The sequence below is a fragment of the Desulfosporosinus cupriresistens genome, assembly GCF_001707885.1.
GTDB lineage: Bacteria > Bacillota > Desulfitobacteriia > Desulfitobacteriales > Desulfitobacteriaceae > Desulfosporosinus.
This window is the reverse complement of record NZ_MASS01000029.1, coordinates 31,159-52,700: the sequence shown is the minus strand read 5'-3', so window position 1 is coordinate 52,700 and position 21,542 is coordinate 31,159. Positions and strand designations below refer to the sequence as shown.

Genomic DNA, 21,542 nt, shown 5'->3' with positions numbered 1-21,542 from the left:
CCGAAAAGGACCTTTGTCTATGGAGCGACCATATTATTGGGAGCCAATTTGCTGAATCGAATGCTGGGTTTTGCCTATCAATATTTAATTATGGCCCATATCGGCGGTGAAGCCTACGGTCTATTTACTATGGTTTTCCCGATCTACATGTTGGCCCTTGTCTTCACTACTGCTGGGATCCCGCTGGCGATTGCTAAAATGGTCTCTGAAGAAGTATCCTTTGGGCACTATTTACAAGCAAAGGCCATTTTCCGACTTGCCTTGAAAATCCTTGGTGCTTCAGGTGCCGCTGTAGCAATCATTCTTTATTTCGTTTCCCCCTACTTAGTTCAGCGAGTTTTCCCTGATCCCCGAGTACTTACAGTTTTTCAAATTTGCACACCGGCAATATTTATCGTCTCTATATCGTCAGTCTTCCGCGGCTACTTCCAGGGATTACAAAATATGGTTCCAACAGCCATTAGCCAGATTTGCGAACAAACTATTCGAGTCGCTTTCGGTTATACAGCAGCACTGCGTCTCCTCGATTCTGGTGTTGAATGGGCTGCAGCAGGATTAGCTTTAGGCATGCTGGTTGGAGAAGTGGTTGGTTTGTTAGCAATTGTCTTTCAATACCAAAGGGCAAATCTTAAATTTCAAGCAGAGAGTCAAAAAGCTAGTTATTCCTCACGACATATCTTGCATAAATTATGGCAGCTAGCTTCACCAGTTACGGTCGGAAGGCTGCTCTCAACCGGGCTATCTGCCTTGGATGCCATGCTCATTCCTTTGCGTCTCCAAGTAGCAGGCTACGCGGCTCGAGAAGCAGTAACCCTATTCGGCCAACTTGGAGGCGCAGCTTTTACTTTACTCACCTTTCCGAGTGTCTTTACTTTTGCCCTGGCAACTTCACTGGTCCCCGCCATTTCCGAAGCAGCTACTCAACGCCAATTTCATATCGTCCGAGCCCGTAGCGCTGAAGCCATTCGCTTAACCATCTTAATCGGAATTCCCTGTCTGATTATCCTATTTTATTTCTCCTTGCCACTCACCGCCTTTTTTAAGAGCACCGAGATCGCTCCCGTTTTACGCGTCTTGGCCTTGGGTGGAATTTTTTCGTACATACAACAAACCACAACAGGAATTCTCCAAGGACTTGGCAAAGTTCATCTTCCAGTCCTTCATTCCATCATTGCGGCTATTTTGCGTATTCCAATCTTAGTGTATCTAACCGGCCTTCCTCAATGGGGTCTGCGAGGAACAGCTTGGGCTTATACCCTTGGTTTTGTAATTATGGCATTCCTCAATCTTTTGGCTATTATACGAAATACAGGGATGCCTGTAGACCTGCAACGGTTCGTCCTCCAACCACTCAGTGGGGGCATCGGCATGCTGCTGGTTTTTCATTTTTTGGATCCGATCTTAGGTAGGCATGTCGTAGGATATCTGGGTGAATTTTCTCTAGGTTTAATAATTTACAGTGCCATCTTATGTTTCAATGGCGCTGTTACGTATAATGATTTAAGAAGGCTTCCTTGGATCGGAAAATTTCTTCCACTCTAACAAAAAAATCATTTCCACCAACGCCGAAGTTGCTCTCCCCATTGCCAATAGGATAATAACAACGTGACTAGAACAAATAATAGCACCAAGAACTTGTAGATAAAGTACACCTTGATAACGGTCAGAAAGACCATAAGCAGGCCTAAAAAAGCAGGGATTGAGAAGAACTTTAGTAGTGAACTTGATTTCTTTTTGTTTTTTAATCCAGGATAAGAAAAAATAACTATAAAAAGCAAGAAATAAACTATAAATGTTCCAAATATCATCTTAGAACTTCCTCCATTAGCAAAAAGAAATAATATATCCAGAATCTGAATGCTATATACCGCCGATTATTTGTGAATACTACAATTGTCTCGAAATAGAGTGAGAGGAGATGCATTTATGAGTCGACGTAATAATCGAAACAGCGGCATTTTGCCTCAATCTGTATTGGAGCAGTTTAAATGGGAAGTCGCTGATGAGTTAGGCTTAAGTTCAAAAATTAAATCTCAAGGGTGGGAGAATATGACATCCCGCGAATGTGGCCATGTCGGTGGACGAATTGGCGGGAGTATGGTCAAAACGATGATTCGCAGAGCAAAGGAATCACTCAACAACACTTCCCTTTAAATCTAATAAAGGAGTACAGACTTATCTGTACTCCTTTATTCATTATACCAAGTCAGAAAGTACTAGTTTCGGGTGAGTCCCTTCTCGCACATCCTTGGCTACAGGGACACTTGGCCATCCATGACCAGGGCATAAGTGCAACCAAGGACTTCCGCCAGCGGTCAGGTTTTGTTTATTTCCTGTCAAAGTTGGCTTGCCATGTCTGAAGGCATTCAAAGTCCGTCAAATCACTATGCATGGGAGTGATGGAAATATAATCTTCTTGGATAGCTCTTAAATCAGTCTCCATTTCTAGATCTTGGGCTAAGTTTCCAGACTGCCAATAATAAGTTCTGCCACGCGGGTCAACGCGACGTTCAAATACGTTTTCATAGACAGCTTTACTTAACTTAGTCACTTTCAAACCACGCCACTCAGTTTGAGGTTTTCCAGGGATATTAATATTCACTAATCCTGCTCGATGATGCTGAACAATGAAATCTAATTGCTCTGCAAGATAGGCAGCGGCAGGTTCAAAATCTGTGCATTCAAGGCTGGCCAGTGATATTGCCAGTGAAGGAACTCCGAGTAATACCCCTTCCATCGCAGCTGAAACAGTCCCCGAATAAAAAATATCCGTACCTAAGTTCGAACCATGGTTGATACCGGAAATAAGGAGATCCGGCTTAGATATAAGCTCCCCTTGGATCGCCAGTTTTACACAATCAGACGGAGTCCCACTAACAGAATACCCCTTCAGATGTCCATCGAGATTATGTTCTGTTAGAAACAAAGGCTGAAACAGAGTGATAGAATGGCCTGTGGCGGAACGCTGACCTCCTGGGGCAACAATGCTAATATCATGGTTTGTCTGCGATCGAAGAGTTCGATATAATGTCTGAATCCCAAGTGCATTATAGCCATCATCATTTGTCAGTAAGATATGCATGCCATTCCCCCGATCACTCTACTTCATAGACAGAGATAACCATTTTATCTTCTTTTTTCGTCAGACCAAACATAAGGCGATGATCTTTCAAATTTTTGTTTAAAAAATCAACAACCTTATACAGTTCGCTATTCACGCCGATCCGTTGTGTCGCAATAAGTTCTATTCTGCCTTGTCGATCGGACGATTGATTATCCATAACTACCTCTTTCTTAACGTTTGTGTCCTCGAATCATTGAGAAAGCTTCAGATCTTGTACTGTCATTGGTTTTAAATACCCCTCGCACTGCCGAGGTCAAGGTTTGGGATCCCGCTTTCTTGACGCCTCGCATAGTCATACACATATGTTCTGCTTCAATGACAACGACAACTCCAAGTGGGTCAAGTTCATCCATTACAGCATTGGCAATTTGTGATGTCAATCGTTCTTGAAGCTGTGGTCTATGCGCAAAGCCCTCTACGACACGAGCAAATTTTGACAACCCAGTTATTTTACCTTTCCGCGGGATATAGGCAACATGTGCTTTTCCATAGAAAGGGACGAGATGATGCTCACACATAGAATAAACGGGAATATCTTTGACAATGACCATCTCTTCATGTTCTTCTTCCGTAAATTGCACATTAAAATGCTGACTTGGGTCTTGGTGTAACCCGGAAAATACTTCCGCATACATCCTAGCTACACGTTTAGGTGTATCTATTAATCCTTCTCGGTCAGGGTCTTCACCTATAGCCTCCAAAATCATGTAAACAGCCTGTTCAATTTTTTCTAAATCCATCCCCATATACTTTCTCTCTCCTTTACTCTATAGTCCCTCTGTTAACGTATATCTAAAGTTGTCCCATAAAAACATGTGTTTGAGGAATGACTCGAACGTTGATGAGTTTCTCAAGAAAAAGGTTTTGCCACTCTAAAAGCTGATAAGGTTTAGGAGTAATAATGCCTTGAGTTTTTGTAACAGGTTGAAGAATCGTCACAATCGATGAATCAACTCTCGCAATCAAATCGCGAGCATCTTTAAGGTCTCGCAGGGTAGTTTCCGTATTAACCACAATTTTGACAAAAACCTCTTTTTGAAGGCCATATCGCAGAAAAGGTTCGTGAACATCCCAGAAAGCTTGACCACCGAAAGGCAACTTTATATCCATGCTAATCACATCCACCCAAGGTAAAACTTGAAGAAGTTGATCTGGTAAAGTTCCATTGGTCTCGAGGTAAATCTTTAACCGTTTCTCTCTTAAAAGAGGCAATAATACCTGAAGTTCATTTGCCCAAAGGAGAGGCTCTCCTCCTGTGACACTTAGTGAGTGATGCAGTGAAAAATCAAAGGTCTGTAATAATAATTCTAGCAACTTTTCAAGGGAGATAGGATTATTCAGCTTGTTAAAATGCAGTGAGCCCGGCACCGTCTCCATTCGAAACTGTTGCGGTATATTGGTCTCAGTATCACAATACGGGCAGGTTAGGTTGCAGTTTGGCAGACGCAAAAAAATTTGCCGGACCCCAACATAAGGTCCCTCTCCTTGGATCGACGAGAAAATTTCTGTAACTGGTAAACTGAACATTACTGCACCCCTCGAACTTTACAACGCGCGAGGCGCATGGATAGAACCTCATCACAATAATGTCTGGCAACACTCTCCCCTAACGATAAAACATCATGAACATGGACATTTTCTAAGCCAATGGTCGGAACAGGCGTACCCTCATTCGACACATTCAAGCCACAATGAATCAGGGTGGATACCGGCGAAAGGGTGCTGATACTCACAGAAAGTTTTCTGTCAGCTTCATAGAGATCATCTCCACTCCTCCTCAAGGTAGTAACACCAAGCTCTTCAAGCTTTTCCTTAATTGTAGCGATAAGTAGCCGTTGGCGAATAATGGTCTTTTCTAAATCCATTTCAAAATGTTCAACAATGAAATGTAGCATGTCCTTACTGTAAATCCAATCCTGTGCTAAGACATCCTCCATATCCACCATCTCGTTTAATTCCACACGACACGAGCCGCGGAATACAATAATACTGTCACCCTTAAGACCAAAATTTTTATAGGCAAATAGGGATTGTAGTTGACTGCCATCATAATTTAAGGGTTTTTTTTGAACAATGTATTTCATAACCATTCCCTCTTTCTCGGGCGGTTTGAAACCTTTTTGAAGCGCTTTTTACAAAGTATCCTCATTCGGCACCAAACAGTTGATCGACAAGTCCCTGGGCTTCATTTCTATGCAGGGCACGTTTTAAGCGTTGACAGCTTTCACATTGCCCGCATATTGTTTCTTTACTCTCATAACAGCTCCATATATCCTCAAAAGGAACCTTCAGTCGCAACCCTTCTCGAACAATTTCCGTTTTGGTCAGAGTTGAGGTGGGACTCACGACGGTCACTTTTTCTTGGGTCGAATAGCTTAAACATCGGTTCATAGCACCAATGAATTCTAAGGAGTTATCTGGAAAGGTCGCTGCTTCTTCTTGGTTAAAACCCGTGATCAACTCTGCGGGTTCACCCAGGTTCTCCGCATAGACAGCAGCAATATTCATAAATAGGCCATTACGATTTGGAACCCACACTTGATGGGCACTTAGCTGAGCTCGGCTTAAATCATCAAGTTCGTCGGATTTCAATAGAGGCAAATCTTCAGAGCGATTAACTAGAGCAGAATGAGTCTGTTCCTGTAAAAAGGGCAAGGCAATCACCTTGTGAGGTATATTATAATAATCGGCAATTCTTCGCGCTGCAGAAACTTCTTTTTCGTTTGCCCTTTGTCCATAATCAAAGGTGAGGGCTAAATTTATTCCAGCCTTTTCTAAATAGAGCGCCACGGCAAGCGTTGAGTCTAAACCACCCGAAAGTAAAGCAATTCCAGCCATTCAATCAGTCCTCCTTAAAAATGGCCCATGCATCAGGAGATTCGTAGACTTTAACCCATGCTAAGCGCTTTTCATTAAGTAGCAAATCTTTCTTAAGTTCCATAAACACGAATTGCGCGAGGTGCTCGGCTGTAGGATTGACCCCTTTGGGACCAAAGTAAGGTAGATCATTGATCACATTATGATCTAGAGACGTTAAAGTTTTTTGTATGGTTTGTTTAATTTCACTAAAATCTATCAATAACCCTAAATGATCTAATTGCTTGCCTTCGACACATACTACAACGGTCCAACGGTGTCCATGCAAATTAGCACACTTACCATTATAGTTGCGGATAAAATGAGCAGCATCGAAATGCGCTTGTACACATACCTGAAACATCTTAAAGCTCCTTATTTGACATATTACAGTTCATTTTACCATTATTATTTACAAAAGAAAATGAAATATCAATAAATCTAAAATTCAAAGCAACTTCAGCATAAAAAAAATCGACTTTCGCCGCTTAGGTGAAAGTCTGATTCCTATGCAACCACGATGTTTTTAATGCCTCTCTCCAAATTATGCTAATTTCAAGGCCTTATTAAAACAGTCGATAGCCGTATCAAATTGATCCATTTGGTCATAAATATTGCCTAATAGAGCCCATCCCGCTGAATGATTTGGGTCTAGTTCAATGAGTTGATTCAGTGAATTAATGCCCTCCTGCCAATTTCCTTTGCGAGTAAAGCAAACACTTAAATTATAAAGAATTAGGGGATGGTTGGGTACTAATTCTAATGCCTCGCGATAATACTCCTCAGCTTTCCTTGTGCGCCCCAGATGTACCAAAGTAAAGGCAATATTATTGAGTAAAATCGGATCCTTAGGATAGATGTTTTTTGCACGTTCTAACAAATTTAAAGCATCTTGAGAACGTCCCTCATTTTGATAAACTGCTGCTAGATTGTTTATTGAATCATAATGATCAGGTTCATATTTGAGAGCGAATTTGTAATATTGAATTCCTTTCTTGATCTCATTATTTTGGACATAACAATACGCTAACCTGGAAGCTAAATCTGGAGTTCCTCCATAACGAAGCGCTCTATCAAAGCTTATACAAGCGTCTGCCACCTGCTCCAAAAGCAAATGCATCTCAGCCTTCATTTCCCAATATAATGATTCACGTGGTCGAAGCTGACAACATCCCTGAAAACACCTTAATGCTTCCAGATTTTCTTCATGATATGCGTGTATAATCCCCAGTCGATAATTTGTTTCTGCATTTTGAGGTGCCGCCCGCAATGAATTATCCAGCGCCTTAATCGCCTCACGCCAATCTCCAAATTCCAAATGACAATCAGCGAGTAAGTCCCAATAAATCGCCTTCTGTGGCTTTAAATGAATTGCTTGTTCGATCATTTCTTTGGCCTGTGGAATAAGAGCTTGTCCTAGATAACACCGGGCGAGTAAATAGCTTATTTCCGCTGAATAGTCGTCACTTTGCTTGCTTGGCAGACCTTCCAAATAATCTCTTGCTTCTTGAAAGGCCTGAGTTTCGATCAAATATCGAACCTCTTTTAGACGTGGCTTAGGGCAATCTTGATTTAATAAATCGACCCAATTCTGAATAGCCTCATCCGTTTTACCTAACCGATGATGCCATTTGGCTCGAAGGGAATTCCATAAGTAAGAACTTTGCAAAGATTGCCGCTTTTGTTTGACATTCGAGGCCAAAGGGAGATCCATAGCCTTCACCCCTTTTTTACTTATTTTACCATATACGTCTTCTCCTTTTGATGCCCTATCCCCTGCTCTTTATTCCAAGAATCGCACGTCAAATGCCTATCAAATGTGCGGTAATTCGTAAAAAGACGTTATAATACCCATTACCGCCGTCACATTTCTAGTAAAACCAGCTCTGATTGTTACAATTTCTTCTATTGTCATGAAATAATTATATTCTCAAACTCATTTACAAGAGAATATTACTACAAATGTGAAGAGACGCTGTTTTTTACAGCGCCTCTTCACATTTATGGCAATAACCATAAAATTTTAAATCATGATCCACGATTTTAAAATGGTTTCGTTTAGTAATTACGGTTTCAAGAGATTCCAACCAATCATCATCAAATTCCGAGACATCCCCGCAACGTAAACAGATGAGATGATGGTGGTGGTGATGTTCGTCTTTTCTGCTAAATTCATACCGGCTTCGCCCATCACCAAAATCATTTTTCAGCAAAACTCCAATTTCCGCCAATATATCAAGGGAACGGTAAACTGTAGCTAAGCCAATTTCAGGGTTTTGGTGCTTAACTAGCATATAAACCTCTTCAGCACTCAGATGTCGATCAACATGTTCTAGAAACGTTTGTAATATCGTCTGACGCTGAGGGGTCACCTTATAGGAATGGTTGCGTAACAAATTGCAAATATTTTCAAACGTTTTTATTTCTTCCACCCCTTGCCCTCCTCCATATTTGCTATTATATGTCAAATACTGACCCTTGCATAGAGATATATTTCTATATATATGTCAAGAAGGATCCATAACAAAGTCATTTGTTATAATTACCGATCAAATACTTCATAAATCGCGAATTTTAGATAGTCAGTTTCTTCACTTCCAAGAAGCACGGGGTGATCGATACCAGCACGCCTGAATTCTACAAGTCGCAACACTCTATGCGCATCACGGGCAGCCTCTTGGAGCATATTCAGAAAAAGTGTGGCACTTAGGTGATAGGAACATGAGGCAGTTACTAAGATTCCCCCGTTACGTACCAATTTCATACCCTGTAGGTTAATTTCTTTATACCCCCGTATGGCCCCTTGTAAAGCTTGGCGATTTTTGGCAAACGCAGGTGGATCTAAAATGACGACGTCCCACGATTTTTTAAGTTTTACCTGTTCACGCAAAAAATCAAAAGCATTGGCTGCCACAAATTCAGTTCGATGAAGAAACCCATTAAGCAAAGCATTACCTTTGGCCATTTCTATAGCTTTCTCTGAAACATCTAAACAGGTCACCTTTTTGGCTCCAAAAAGACAAGCATGTAACATAAATGAACCTGTGTGCGAAAAACAATCCAAGACTTCGGCACCGTTCCAAAAAGGATTTTTAATTTCTTTTCCTTTCGTATCTAGGGGATGTCCATTTTCCTGCACTTGAATACCATGCCGAAGCCCCCACCCTGACATCAAAGGTTTCAAAGCAGCTCTATTTTCTCGTTGATCAAAAAAATAGCCTGTTTTCTGCCCCTCAGCAACATCCACCAAGAGACTTAGTCCATTTTCACGAACCGTTACTTTGGTGTCAAAGGGCTCCTCAATAAAACCTACTCTTTCCTCAAGCCCTTCGAGCCGTCTAACCGGAACATCGCTCCGTTCATAGATTCCCCGCTGCCTAAAAATCTTCTTTAAAGCCTTAAAGATCCATTGTCGACGCACTTCCATCCCCAGAGAAAGAATTTGTACCACCAGCACATCTTCATATTTATCGATAATCAACCCTGGCAAGAAATCAGCTTCTCCATGAACAACCCGGCAGGATGAAACTTCCGGCAATAACCACTGCCGCCGCTTCCAAGCTTGTTCAATTTTATCAAAAAATAAGTTTTCATCGACTTCATTTTCAGAATAGGTCACAACGCGTACTTTGAGTTGGGATAGTGGGTTATAAAAACCTTGGGCTAAAAAATGCCCAGCATGATTAACAATATGTACAATATCTCCACCTTGAGGATCTCCCTCTATCTTTTCGATTTCACCTGGATACACCCAAGGATGTCCCTGCTCAAGCCTCTTTTTACGATTTTGTTTAAGAAACACTTTTGAAACGGTCATTTATCTTCCTCGCTTTCCGGTCTTCCCTTAATATGAGATGAACGTCCCTAAAAATATACCGTGAAACACGAGGAAAAGGAAGCTTTTGCTTCCTTAATTCGAGTTTTATTATAAATTGAGACGAAATCTTTAGTACCAAGGCCCTAACCCAAAACCCAAAGCAAAGGGGATAACGCCAAAGAACATAAGAGCAACTCCTTCCTAAAGAGATCATTTCTAGTTTATTATATGGAAACATATCCCATATTGGCACTAAAAAACCGTCCCCTAAAATCAATGTTCGTAGTGCAAAATTCGTGATTCGAAAACAAGTAATTCCTCGAGGTTAGCAAAACCATTAAGAAATACCTGAATCGAGCACCGAACTCAAACACTGACCATCGAGTCGGAAGACGGGAAGTAGGACAATTTCGCTATGTTTTACAGTTTTAAGTTTAAGCGTCTAAGAGAGACGATCTCGAAGAACGTCCACGATTTCATCTGCACTCCGACCTGCTGCATTGATAATTGGCATTTTAACAGGCCATTCAGGCGCTAAGATATCTGTTCCGTCCCCTTTGACGACAACAGCCCGGACATTCTGCAATTTTTCTCCTTCTAAAGGGGTAGTTTTAAATCCTGCATTATGAAGGGCCTGTGTAACATTCGCTAGTCCTTCTTCAACTGCTATAGTTTTATACATTTATTTTACCCTCCTCATACTTTTTATATTTCCCCTTATTTCTACAACGTATGCAGGATTAATTTTCCTTACAAATCATAACTTTCTTTATACTGGATCTGGTAATCTACGGATAAGAGAGCATGTTGAATTTGTATTCGAGGTGAGGGATCAGGGAACGTCGCTTCTAGAGAGCACGTCATTACACTCTGTGTTTTAATCGACAATTGGATAATATTTCGATGCGGAGGCGTCCTCTGTAAGGTGATTGAATATTTTCCAGAGGGTTGTTGTACACCTTTCAGTTGCAATTTTTTAGGAAGTTTGGATATTGGTAAAAATTCGTCGGTTTGAACATCAAACGGGGACGTACTTTCCAATTTGAGCCTAATCAAATATGGTTCACTCGTATAGCTAAGTTTAAATGAAATATCGAGGATTCTCTGTGAATCTTTGTTTTTCTCTTCCACAGATGTATCGACGCGTATTGGTGGTTTTTGATTTTGGATAGGTACATATTGGCTCTTTCCTTCCTGTCCGCCGAGATCACTCACTACTTGGTGAGGAAGAGGTTCATCAGAGAAAATATGCACTACTCCACCGTTGCTCCCCGTCCACTCTTCCCTAACTATAACTGCCTGTGGGTAATCTCTTGTATAAACAGGAACTAGGCCTAGCGATAAAATCAGTAACCCAGTAACCACTAACGCTGGCTTTCTTAAATGAGACAATAGTTTCTTCGATAATTGTGTCTTTGTGATCGCCATATGTAAGGCAGATAAAAAGAAGGGAACAAGTAGTAAGCTATAAATCACCACAAAAATTATAAAATATTTATGAATTGCTGTGTAGAAGCTCACCCATTGTTGCGAATTCAAAAGCTCAAAGTGGAGCCAATAGATGAAATATGGACCGATTAAGACCAAGATAATGTTTGGTAAGAAATACTGTAAATCTAGGCACAGAAGCCAAAAAACAAAGGGAAATGCCAGGTCAATCCGGATGAGCGCTAACACTAAACTCGCTCCTAAGAGCAATACTACTCCGACAAACCAATAGATCTGAGGATTCCGGGTTAAAGGAAGCTTATAAAACCAACCCGCAAGAAGAATAAATGTCCCTAAGCCAATCCCAATACGGGCCATAACAAAGAACACAGGATAGGCGTAGTACAATAATTGGACATGTTTAATCAAATGCCAAAGATTCTCCCCGATCCCACTTAAGCCTGTCACAATCAGACTGAGCAATAGTGTGATTCCTAAAATCCCCAATACTTTTTGCCAACTTACTCTATGTTTTTCCGAACTTTTTCTAATATACTTTATTAAAATCAGACCTGTAAAAATAAACGTTAAAAAGGTGACGATACGAATTCCATGACTAGGTAGAATAAACACATGATTTCCAATTTGAAAAGGTAAATATAGTTCATCCCATACACTCGGCCCAATCTTCTCTAATTTGACAGTCGTTAGTAATCGATTACTATAATCTCCGACTTTCTGCATATCCTCCAAAGAGACGCGATCTAATAGATCTTCTGGTCGATGAAAATACCCCGCAGGTCGACCAGAAATACCTAGTCCAAGAGCTGGAATTCCCTGATCCAAGAAAGAGCTGAAGTCGCTTGCACCTCCTTGAGAACTTTCACGGGTCATTAGGATAAAATCGCGGCTAATATGGAAGGGGATATGACTCTGACTAGCTAAAGCCGCAACTTGCTTAATTAACTCTGGCGGAGCTGACTTTTTACCTGCAACCTCTATTTCCAGCGGGGTTCCAACCATGTCAAGATTGAGCATCCATCGAACAGCTGATAAGTCAGCTTGAGACGCATAAAATTGTGACCCCAATAATCCATATTCTTCTGCTCCAAAAAAAATAAGTTGATAAGTTTCTTCATGAGGCTCTTTACTCAGGACTCTAGCCAGTTCTAGTAAAACCCCAACACCTGAAGCATTATCCACAGCCCCAGGAGCATTTAGATTTGCAGAATCGTAATGCGCCCCAACTATAATAGTGTCGGGGCGTGTTCCCGGCAATTCGGCAATGATATTCTGGCTATTAATCAATTCGACCTGTTGTTCTCTTTCTAGGACTGAGGCTTCTCGAACGACGACCTTGCTGAAGGGTTGTTCACGTACCTTCCAGCCATTTTGACTTAACACATAACTTATATACTGAGAAGCTTTCAATTCCGGCTTGCTTCCCGCAGGCCGGGGGCCAACTTTTTGGACCAGATATTTCACATGTTCATATGCTGCCGCAGCTGAAAACCCTGATGTTGGATCATCGGGAATCGGCGAAATATTAGTTTTCGAATAAAGAAGCCATGGAATTGCCAAGAGACTCAAAATCGCTATTAATACAATCACACTCGTCTTGTTAAGCTTCATAGCCTCTGCCCTTTCAAACTGTAAACTCACCTTGCCCATTTTTATAGAGAACCAAAACTTAATGCTTTCTAACTGGTATGAAAAACTTCTTAAGGTTATGCCTCTCAATACTTTCAACCTTTTGGACACATATGGTATAATATAGACAATATTTTTAGCCTTGGGAGAAGTATGTGCCATGTCAAAACGCAGATTCGTCTTTTCTATTCTCTTTCTACTGTTTTTTAGTATCTTGTTATTAAGTGGTTGCTCGTTTAAAATTCCAAAACTAGCTCCTAAAGTTGCACCCATTTCTAAACTGCCAGCTGAAGCACTTTTTATTGATAAAGATGCCATCTATAATCAAACGATAGCTCTCATTGAGTCTGCACAAACGTCAATCTACGTTGAGCAAGCAGAATTTGACGACCCTCGCCTCATTCAGCTTCTCCTCACTAAATCTCGTTCAGGCATAGATGTCCGCATTCTCTTAGACCAATGGCAGAAAGTAAATCGTGGAACACTCGATTTATTAAAGAGCCAAAATGTATCGATTCAGTTTTATCCCGCCCAAAAAGGACAAATTGACCACACCAAATACATGATTATTGATCAAAGCCGGGCCCTCATCTATGGCCCTCCCTGGACAACCTCTGGGCTATTAGCTCATGATCTTGCCGTAGAGTTATCCGGAAGATCCGCTTGGAAAACGGCGACTTTATTTTCCAAAGATTGGGAATTCACAACTACCTTTCCCTTAACTGTCGCCAAAACGTCCCTTTTACCGGAGGATAACATTGTCTTGGCCCTTAATGCCAATGTTAAACAGCAGCTAACGGAACAAATTTTAACCAGTACAAAATCGATTTGGATAGAGATCTCGGAAATTACAGAGCCTGATCTAAAACAATCCTTAATTGATGCGGCAGCCAAAGGTCGTGATGTTCGAATTATTGTCAATCAAACAAACGCTAATAAAACATCCGATACATTAGCAACGTTAAAAGAAAATGGCGTTCACATTAGGTATTACCCGAAACAACCTGATCTCGGAATGAACTTGGCAATTTTTGATAATTCGTCGTTCATTTTAAGCAGCTCAGGTTGGACATTCAATTCTTTTGTCACTAATCATGAGTTTTCTATTACTGTTCCCTCTCCTACCGCATCTGACAAATTAGGTCAGGTATTCAATCAAGACTGGGAACGAAGTATTGACTAACAAGGACTGGAACAGGATCACTACTACGTATATGCGAAATTAAAGGGACAGATGCCTGACCAGCAGCTGTCCCTTTAATTTACAAACTAATTCGACCTATTCTTTGTGAGCTTCTTGAGGAATTATCAACGGCGATTTCAACTCTAATTCATCTAAGTGCTGACAATCTCCAAGCAATATTGGTGTCCACTGCTCATCTTTGACTTCGAAAATATTTAATGCTGTGTTATGTTGCCAGGGTGTTTTTGCCCACTCATGAACCTCAAAGCCCAAGGCTTTCGTAACCAACAACTTTAAAGTTAACCCATGCGTTACAAGACAAACCGTCTGCCCAGAATGGTCTTTAATAATTTGTTGCAAAAATTTCCAAGCTCTTTCGAGGACTTTTTCCATGTTTTCACCGCCTGGGGTAGTGACCAAGTGCGGTTCTGAGTCCCAAATCTTAAAGATATCCGGATAGGCAACCCGTAACTCTTGCCATATACACCCTTCCCACTCTCCAAATGAAAACTCACGGAGCGCAGGATTTGTTGATAAGTTTTCAAGTCCAAGTTCTCGACGAATCTCTTCAGCTGTACTGATTGCTCGCAGCGAATCACTAGAATAGATATGGTCAATACCCTGGTTCTTTAGTCTACAAGCTAAAGAACGGGCCTGAAGTATCCCCTTTTCGGTAAGCGGAGAATCCAGACTTCCTTGAACTCTCCCTTCAATGTTCCATAAGGTCTGTCCATGACGAGTTAGTATGATCCGTGTCATCAATACACCCCTTTAGCACTTCATAACTCAAACAGAACGTTCAAGTTTAGAGCATCACGAAGATGATCGAACAAAGATGTTCGAGAAAGTGTGAAACAAAAAGATATACTTACTAGTATATAAAGAAAACTTGGCTGGCGCCCGCGAAGACACTGTCTTCGCACGGATTAGCCCTACTTGCAGTATATAACGAAGTTTATACTTTCTGATAGTAAAATAAAAGGGTAAGGAAAATTCCCTACCCTTCCCCAACTTGCCGTAAGACTCCAGGTTTCTGACCCCGCTTTCGCAGGTGGGCACCTAGTCCAAACTTTCCAACTTCCCAAAATAACAGGGCCTGTTGTAATCGATTGGCATTTAGCTCCCTTGTCACTTGATAGGATCAAAACCATGGTAATCCATACGCACAAGGCAGGATGTAGTTTTATTATAACACCACAATACAAAAAAATCTCTAGCAAATGCTTGGAAATTAAATCATCGTTTCCGCATTTTGTCTTCAATCTCTGCCAAACGATCTTGAAGTAAGGCAATTGCCATTTCTTGATTACGTACACGCCGACGAAGATGATCAACAAGCTGGGTAAGTTCACTGACGTCTTCATTAACAGATTCAGAATTTCCTCCAGACTGAGCCCTATTTGAGTTATTGAAATCCTCTAAGTTCCGGGTTTCACTAGCTTCTGAAGATTTCTCGTCTGTGTTTTGAGAAATCAAGAGGAACCGGAAACGTGCATATCTAGAGTTGCGACCCGGATTAACTTCAATCACTCCGTCTTCTGCTAAAGCTTGAATGGCACGCTTCAAAGTGACACTTGCTGCCCCTGTTTCTCGTTGAATATCTGAATATGCTAACTCGAAATCCTTACCTTGATACATACAAGAAATCTTTTCAAAAAATTCGACAAATTTCCGATGGGTTTTTTCCTTTAATCTCAATGCAAGTCCATCCTTCCAAAAACAATTATAGAATTTCTTAAAAATCAATTATATTATATCAAATTTAAAAGAAAAAGCTATACTGTAAGGATATCAATTATTAAACTTTAATCATACTATTTAGTGTTTAATCTTATTTATCACCATAAAGCTTTTCAATAACTTCGTTTGACAACCCAAAAGTATGCTCCTCTGCAGGAAATATACTTGATTTGACCTCCTCATGAAATCCTTGGATAGCCTGAACAGCGTCATGCCCTAGTTGAGCATATTGCTTAACGAATTTAGGTTTAAACCGTTCAAAAAGCCCCAATAAATCATGAAACACAAGGACTTGCCCATCACAATCCGGTCCTGCCCCTATCCCAATCGTAGGAATTTTCAGTTCCAAGGAAATTTGCTTCGCAACCTGCCGCGGTATTGCCTCTAAAACAAGTAAAAAGGCCCCAGCCTGTTCTATTGCTTGACCATCTTCCACTAACTGCTTGGCACTGTCTAGGTCTCGACCCTGAACTTTAAACCCACCGAGCTGACTTGCTGTTTGAGGTGTTAGTCCAATGTGCCCAACCACAGGTATTCCTGCACGCGTGAGAGCCTGAACAATGGGGACCAGGTGATATCCCCCTTCAAGTTTTACGGCATCCGCTCCGCCTTCTTTGATGAGTCGCCCAGCATTCTGAATAGCAAGATCCAGGGTAGCATAACTCATAAACGGCATATCGGCAACTACAAACGTTTGCGTTGCACCTCTGGAGACCGCTTTAGTATGATGAAGCATTTCTTCCATCGTTACTGGAACTGTTGAATCATACCCTAAGACCACCATTCCTAAAGAATCGCCAACAAGAATCATATCAACGCCAGCCTTTTCGACTAACTGTGCCGATGGATAATCATACGCTGTTAACATGCTGATTTTCTCACCAGCTCGTTTCATTTTTTCGAAATCAGGGATTGACTTTTTCATTTCGATTCCTCCTTAAAATTTCTCAATCTTTGTATTTTATAGCGTTTAGCTGTCATACTCCTTTTAATTGAGGCATAGGTGTTATCAATCAAAGGAGGGATAACTAATGTTAAAATCCTTTCAGTTTAGTTTAATTCTAAAAGGAATACTCATGGCGACCGTCTTAGCATTGTCATTGTCACTTATCTTCGGGCTCCTACTTTCCTACACATCACTTCCTGAATCTGATCTATCAATCAACATTATCTTTGGCGCAAGTATCTTCATCGCTGCTTTTATCACAGCTCATCAAGCAGGCACAAGAGGATTGTACTATGGATTGGCTGTTGGCCTAGGATTTATCTTCTTGGTGCTAGTCCTATCCGCTATTTTCTGGTCAGAAACCCCATCGTGGTTAAAAATGGGAGAGAAAAGCATCTTGGCGCTTGTTTCTGGTGGAGTAGGCGGAATCATCGGAGTACTATTTCCAAAGTCCTGAACACAATCCAAGAAATCACTTCTTTTGCGAAGAGAGGGAAATCTCACTATGAGATTTCCCTCTCTTGCATTTTTTGTGCTATTCACAAAGCAACCTTTCTGGAGGATTCCTAATAATTTTCTATCTTTCGACTTAAAACTCCTGCGCTTAAACAGCATTTGTTTATAAAATATACTAAGTACTTTATATTAAAGTTCTATAGTTATACAATATACTTAACATAGTAAAAGGGGGAACGATCTATGTGTGTTGAAAAAACGCCTTGGGAGCAGGTTATTGATTTTCACGGTCATACTTGTCCAGAAATTGCCTTAGGTTTTCGTGTAGCACAGATTGCCATGCGCGAACTGGGAATTCGTCCTGCACCGACCTCCCAACTGTTGGTTACTGCTTACACTCATTCCTGCGCCATTGACGCCTTTCAGGTATTAAACCGCGCAACCTACGGACGTGGAACTTTAACTGTGAATGAAAAGAAACAACATGATTATCACTTTCAATATACGGGTACATCCGAAGGATTACAAATCTCGATACGTTCGGAAATATTAGACCACCTTGTCGGGATTCACGAACACACGAATACTCGCGAGAAACAAAACAAATATTTAGAAGCCATTCAATTGATTCTAGGTAGCGAAGAAACGCTATTCTGTACCATTCAGAAAGTCTAACTCGAAGTAGTGTTCAAGCCCGGGGCCACGCAAAACACCTAAGCTGCCTCATGTTTCCGCTCTCTCCATATCCTCCAAGCTAGAAGTAATAAGGCAATTAATACAGCCGCCATGCTGCTCCATTGGGCTGCAGACCAGTTGAACAGAAACCGTGGGCTATCCCCTCGGAGATTTTCCAGAAAAAATCTAGATAAGTTGTAAAGGATTAAATATAACAAAAAAATTGTGCCCGATGGCCATTTTTTCAATTTAAGAATCACAAGTAAGGCAAAAATTATAACATCAACCTGCCCTTCCCAAACTTCTGCCGGCCACAACGGTTGGTTCCCAAAAGTGTCACGGGCAATTGTCCCAACTGGATAGAGTATTCCAAAATCTCCTCCTGTTGGCCCGCCAAAAGCATCACCATTCATTAGATTGGCATCTCTTCCAATCGCTTGGGCCAACATAAGCCCTGGCGCAGCTAAATCAGCTAGCTCCCAAAAGGGTAACTTCTTTCGCCAGACGTAGATTCCGCCAACTAATAACGCCCCGACCACACCACCTTGAATCGAAAGTCCGCCATGCCAAACGGCGATGATTTCGCCAGGATATTTGCTATAATATGCCCAATCGAAAAAAAACACCTGCCAAAAGCGAGCACCCAAGATACCTGAAATAAGCAGAAGGGGTGCTAAATCCATTAATATCTCCATGTATTCGGGGCGTCCTTCAGCTTTGGTAAAATAAAGCGTTACGCCCACTCCGAGGATGAAGGCCAAGGCGAAAAGTGTCCCGTAAGCACGCAAAGGAAAACTTCCGATAAAGAACCAATACTGATGCATTTTTTCCTCCTTCATTAAAAAAAGACCGGGTTCCCGAATTTAGACCCAACTCTTCGGATATAAGCCATCTTCTGCATAGTATTATATCCTGAAATAGCAATGGTCTCAAGTTTCGTCATAAATAACAGATCCGATGTCACCATCGGATCTGTTAAGCTTATAAACTATTAAGTTTTGCAAAAAAACCATCATTTTGACTGGAATCGGGCATCGTAAGCTCTCGTACTGTTTTCTTAGTCGGTTTCTGAACCTTTTGAAAATAGGTGGAATGTTTCTTTTTAGCCGAGCCTGCATCGGAGTACAATGTAACAAATAAAATAGCAATTGCAATTAGGACCATTAATCCTTCTAACATTTCTCTATACACCTCCATTACTATTTTATGACCTATAGCCTGATTGTCAAGTGTTTTTAATTCCAAATCGCCGTCACGCGGTCACCCGGATGTAAAACAGTTGTAAATTCAGCTATTTGACCATTGACTCTTAGTTTTAATGAGGACCCTGGCGGGACCTCTTCAGGAAACTTGACGTAGGGCAAAAGGTCTGAAAGGATTGGCATGCGCTTAAATCCATCTACCCTCAGGTCCATTCCATCCTCAAGCGGTTGGTTCTCCGACACAGGCATTCCACGGAAGGAAATGATCGTTTCTTGCGGAGGAAATTCTATTTCTACTCCATTTACGCTAAAAATGAACGGCCTAGGCAGAAGCCCCAGCTCACCGATCATGATCTGCTTGGTATTAACTTCTATTGAATCTCCATCATCGATTATACTACTATCCTCAACCCTACAACCATTGACCAAAATCTCTCGGTCTAGGTTAATATTATGTGCTTCTCCATTGACCCTATATTCTATCTCTTCTTTCTTTTGCAGGTTATAGCCCTTTTGCTTAAGAAGATTATTTAAGTCATCATTGGGGATGTAAGTTATTTTATATCCATCAAGAATCTTATCTGTTTCGTAGGCTAGCTGATTATTCACCAAAACCTGCGGGGCATAAATCTCGCGTTGACCGTTCCATAATATCCACTTTGCATCATGTGGAGGCAACACCTCTTTAAAGCTCACTTGGGCATCGTTTCCCGGCTCTCCGGGTATGAACGTAATTTGATCACCTGCTTTTAAGGCCTGTTCTAATTTACCCGGTATGCCATTAACCGATAATTGGGCAGGGCTTCCCAGCGTTCCCTTAATAACCCTCATTTCGCAATTCCATTCAAACGTCAATGCTGCTCCCGGCTTACCAAAAAAAGATCGCGGCAATATACCCGCAGCGAGCAGAGCTTCAGCTACCGTCGCAAGTTGTATTTCAAAAATCGAAACAATCGTATTGTTCACCGTCACGCTGTAATACTGAAGCCCTTTGCCTTCCAGCGCAGCAATTCCAATTCCGATTGGGGTAACACTTTCCGGTCCCTTTAAACTCTTTTCCCCAAAGATCTCTCCTAACCGTTCTCTGACTTGAATCCCAACTCTATTCTGAGGAATTCCCAAGGTCTCAGCGATCATTTCAGAAAGCATAGGAGTTAAACTCCCTCCGCCAATCAGAATAATGGCTTGAGGAACGTCGTTGTTGAGAATTAGAATCTCTTTTGAAATACTCTCCGCTAATTTGCCGACCACTGACATAATTACATTTAAAACATCTTCTTTTTGGGCGACGACTTTAGCTCCGAGAAAATCCTTAAAACTCAGTTGTGCTTTGGTAGTTATTTCCCGTTTAACTTTTTCTCCTACCTTAAAATCCAACAAATAGTGCGTGCAGATCGCTTCAGTGACCTCATCACCAGCCATAGGGACCATCCCATAGGCGAAAAATGAACCATTCCGTGTCAAGGCTATATCCGCGGTTCCAGCCCCAATATCGACCAAAGCCAGATTAAGGCGCCTCATGTTCATTGGAATGGCTGCTTGACCTGCCGCAATGGGTTCCAGAGTTAGACTTGTCATTTCTAGACCTACCTGACTTAATACTGCTACCAAACCATCAACAACAGTCCGGGGCAAGAAGGTTGCAATCACTGAAACCTTTGCGACTCTCCCCCTCTGCCCAATCAAATTAGAAATTTCCTCTCCCTCATTCCACCAGGCGATGGGGCTGTAGCCAACACAGTGATAGCTTTGAGCATCATCATCTGTTGATGACTGCAATTGGCGAAGTGCCAGATGCACTGCTTCCATTTCTAAAGCTAATACATCCTCCCTTTCCCAGCGCACAGGAAGAGGTTCCTTATGTTCAGCACAAGCAACTTCGGTTCGGAGCGCCCGACCTGCGGCCGCCACAGCTACTTGTTTTAAGGGCATATCAAGTTTTTTTTCAAGGGCCTCTTTGACTTTAATAACAGCCCGAGCAACTTCATCGACATCATGAACTTGCCCATCATACATGGCACGCTGCTTATGTTCTGTCTTAGCGCTAGCTATAATTTCATAACCCTGCTCTTTGTTCTTAGTCATGACAAGTCCCATCACCATACGGGTTCCAATATCAAGCGCAAAAATAGGTTCCACTTGCTTCACCTCTCTAGAAGAGAATTCGACTCATTTCAGCTAAATTCCTTCTTGTTCCAGTTAAACAAACTCCACATGTGAGAGACCGTTTATTCTTCTACTATGATACCAGCTCTTATCCATCCACCAGTAGCACCCTTTATTTTTACAGGGAAACACCAGAAGAAGGGCTCTCTAAGCTTGTTTCTCTAAAGATCACGATAGATTTTCTCTCGGACAGAAAACTTACATTGTATATAACAACACAAAAAAGCCCTCTTGAGTAGAATCAATCCTCTACTTGGGGAGGGCTTTTCAAGCGTAATTTCAATTTCCAGAAAACCATA

Annotated in this window: 23 protein-coding genes and 1 other RNA gene; 5 read left to right on the top strand and 19 right to left on the bottom strand. The window is 41.4% G+C overall.

What is annotated here, in order from left to right:
* On the top strand, window positions 1-1,542 hold a 1,542-nt coding region (locus tag DSBG_RS12615), incomplete at its 5' end, for a putative polysaccharide biosynthesis protein (protein ID WP_068964678.1).
* A 384-nt stretch (window positions 1,543-1,926) separates the two neighbouring features.
* Complete coding sequence (locus DSBG_RS12605) at window positions 1,927-2,154, top strand: alpha/beta-type small acid-soluble spore protein (protein ID WP_009621480.1); 228 nt, start codon at window positions 1,927-1,929, stop codon at window positions 2,152-2,154.
* Between the two features lie 172 nt (window positions 2,155-2,326).
* Here DSBG_RS12605 and surE read toward each other — a convergent pair whose 3' ends face one another.
* From surE to DSBG_RS12545, 12 genes are all read right to left on the bottom strand, one after another.
* On the bottom strand, window positions 2,327-3,082 hold the full coding sequence (surE, locus tag DSBG_RS12600) for a 5'/3'-nucleotidase SurE (protein WP_068964669.1): 756 nt from the start codon (window positions 3,080-3,082) through the stop codon (window positions 2,327-2,329).
* A gap of 13 nt (window positions 3,083-3,095) precedes the next feature.
* Window positions 3,096-3,281 (bottom strand): YpmA family protein, encoded by a 186-nt coding sequence (locus DSBG_RS12595; protein WP_009621486.1) that lies wholly within the window; start codon window positions 3,279-3,281, stop codon window positions 3,096-3,098.
* 13 nt (window positions 3,282-3,294) lie between these two features.
* Window positions 3,295-3,870, bottom strand: coding sequence for a GTP cyclohydrolase I FolE (folE, locus tag DSBG_RS12590; RefSeq protein WP_176716267.1), 576 nt, complete (start codon window positions 3,868-3,870; stop codon window positions 3,295-3,297).
* A 46-nt stretch (window positions 3,871-3,916) separates the two neighbouring features.
* Window positions 3,917-4,651, bottom strand: coding sequence for a 7-carboxy-7-deazaguanine synthase QueE (locus tag DSBG_RS12585; protein ID WP_068964668.1), 735 nt, complete (start codon window positions 4,649-4,651; stop codon window positions 3,917-3,919).
* Complete coding sequence (locus DSBG_RS12580) at window positions 4,651-5,208, bottom strand: DUF366 family protein (protein ID WP_068964667.1); 558 nt, start codon at window positions 5,206-5,208, stop codon at window positions 4,651-4,653. The genes DSBG_RS12585 and DSBG_RS12580 overlap by 1 nt, the downstream gene beginning before the upstream one ends.
* A gap of 61 nt (window positions 5,209-5,269) precedes the next feature.
* The gene (queC, locus tag DSBG_RS12575; protein ID WP_068964666.1) at window positions 5,270-5,962 is read right to left on the bottom strand and encodes a 7-cyano-7-deazaguanine synthase QueC; all 693 of its coding nucleotides are present in this window, start codon (window positions 5,960-5,962) and stop codon (window positions 5,270-5,272) included.
* A 4-nt stretch (window positions 5,963-5,966) separates the two neighbouring features.
* A complete protein-coding gene (gene queD, locus DSBG_RS12570) occupies window positions 5,967-6,344 on the bottom strand; it encodes a 6-carboxytetrahydropterin synthase QueD (protein ID WP_068964665.1) in 378 nt (125 codons plus the stop codon).
* A gap of 180 nt (window positions 6,345-6,524) precedes the next feature.
* Window positions 6,525-7,694, bottom strand: a complete 1,170-nt coding sequence (locus DSBG_RS12565; RefSeq protein WP_068964664.1) for a tetratricopeptide repeat protein — start codon at window positions 7,692-7,694, stop codon at window positions 6,525-6,527.
* Between the two features lie 268 nt (window positions 7,695-7,962).
* The gene (locus DSBG_RS12560) at window positions 7,963-8,412 is read right to left on the bottom strand and encodes a Fur family transcriptional regulator (RefSeq protein ID WP_068964663.1); all 450 of its coding nucleotides are present in this window, start codon (window positions 8,410-8,412) and stop codon (window positions 7,963-7,965) included.
* Window positions 8,413-8,522: 110 nt separating this feature from the next.
* Window positions 8,523-9,797 (bottom strand): class I SAM-dependent rRNA methyltransferase, encoded by a 1,275-nt coding sequence (locus DSBG_RS12555; RefSeq protein ID WP_068964662.1) that lies wholly within the window; start codon window positions 9,795-9,797, stop codon window positions 8,523-8,525.
* Between the two features lie 442 nt (window positions 9,798-10,239).
* Complete coding sequence (locus tag DSBG_RS12550) at window positions 10,240-10,479, bottom strand: YkuS family protein (RefSeq protein ID WP_009621503.1); 240 nt, start codon at window positions 10,477-10,479, stop codon at window positions 10,240-10,242.
* 68 nt (window positions 10,480-10,547) lie between these two features.
* A complete protein-coding gene (locus DSBG_RS12545) occupies window positions 10,548-12,887 on the bottom strand; it encodes a M28 family metallopeptidase (protein ID WP_242877595.1) in 2,340 nt (779 codons plus the stop codon).
* Between the two features lie 148 nt (window positions 12,888-13,035).
* Between DSBG_RS12545 and DSBG_RS12540 the strand changes: the two genes are divergently transcribed.
* On the top strand, window positions 13,036-14,058 hold the full coding sequence (locus DSBG_RS12540; RefSeq protein WP_083236848.1) for a phospholipase D-like domain-containing protein: 1,023 nt from the start codon (window positions 13,036-13,038) through the stop codon (window positions 14,056-14,058).
* A 96-nt stretch (window positions 14,059-14,154) separates the two neighbouring features.
* On the opposite strand, the gene DSBG_RS12535 is transcribed toward DSBG_RS12540, so the two are convergent.
* The 4 genes from DSBG_RS12535 to panB form a co-directional block, all read right to left on the bottom strand.
* Window positions 14,155-14,817 (bottom strand): histidine phosphatase family protein, encoded by a 663-nt coding sequence (locus tag DSBG_RS12535; protein WP_068964660.1) that lies wholly within the window; start codon window positions 14,815-14,817, stop codon window positions 14,155-14,157.
* 241 nt (window positions 14,818-15,058) lie between these two features.
* Window positions 15,059-15,238: non-coding RNA, 6S RNA (gene ssrS, locus DSBG_RS12530), on the bottom strand.
* A 56-nt stretch (window positions 15,239-15,294) separates the two neighbouring features.
* The gene (locus DSBG_RS12525) at window positions 15,295-15,756 is read right to left on the bottom strand and encodes a hypothetical protein (protein WP_040412646.1); all 462 of its coding nucleotides are present in this window, start codon (window positions 15,754-15,756) and stop codon (window positions 15,295-15,297) included.
* A 133-nt stretch (window positions 15,757-15,889) separates the two neighbouring features.
* A complete protein-coding gene (gene panB, locus DSBG_RS12520; RefSeq protein ID WP_068964659.1) occupies window positions 15,890-16,723 on the bottom strand; it encodes a 3-methyl-2-oxobutanoate hydroxymethyltransferase in 834 nt (277 codons plus the stop codon).
* A 106-nt stretch (window positions 16,724-16,829) separates the two neighbouring features.
* On the opposite strand from panB, the gene DSBG_RS12515 reads away from it, so the two are divergent.
* Together DSBG_RS12515 and DSBG_RS12510 are read left to right on the top strand one after the other, a co-directional pair.
* Window positions 16,830-17,201 carry a TIGR04086 family membrane protein gene (locus DSBG_RS12515; protein ID WP_068964658.1) on the top strand — a complete coding sequence of 124 codons (372 nt, stop codon included), beginning with the start codon at window positions 16,830-16,832 and terminating at the stop codon, window positions 17,199-17,201.
* 242 nt (window positions 17,202-17,443) lie between these two features.
* Window positions 17,444-17,875: a formylmethanofuran dehydrogenase subunit E family protein gene (locus DSBG_RS12510; protein WP_068964657.1), complete on the top strand. Its 432-nt coding sequence runs from the start codon at window positions 17,444-17,446 to the stop codon at window positions 17,873-17,875.
* A 38-nt stretch (window positions 17,876-17,913) separates the two neighbouring features.
* Here DSBG_RS12510 and lgt read toward each other — a convergent pair whose 3' ends face one another.
* From lgt to DSBG_RS12495, 3 genes are all read right to left on the bottom strand, one after another.
* A complete protein-coding gene (lgt, locus tag DSBG_RS12505; protein ID WP_068964656.1) occupies window positions 17,914-18,699 on the bottom strand; it encodes a prolipoprotein diacylglyceryl transferase in 786 nt (261 codons plus the stop codon).
* A 157-nt stretch (window positions 18,700-18,856) separates the two neighbouring features.
* Complete coding sequence (locus DSBG_RS12500) at window positions 18,857-19,054, bottom strand: hypothetical protein (RefSeq protein ID WP_068964655.1); 198 nt, start codon at window positions 19,052-19,054, stop codon at window positions 18,857-18,859.
* Window positions 19,055-19,110: 56 nt separating this feature from the next.
* On the bottom strand, window positions 19,111-21,216 hold the full coding sequence (locus tag DSBG_RS12495) for a cell division protein FtsA (protein ID WP_068964654.1): 2,106 nt from the start codon (window positions 21,214-21,216) through the stop codon (window positions 19,111-19,113).
* Window positions 21,217-21,542: the final 326 nt, after the last annotated feature.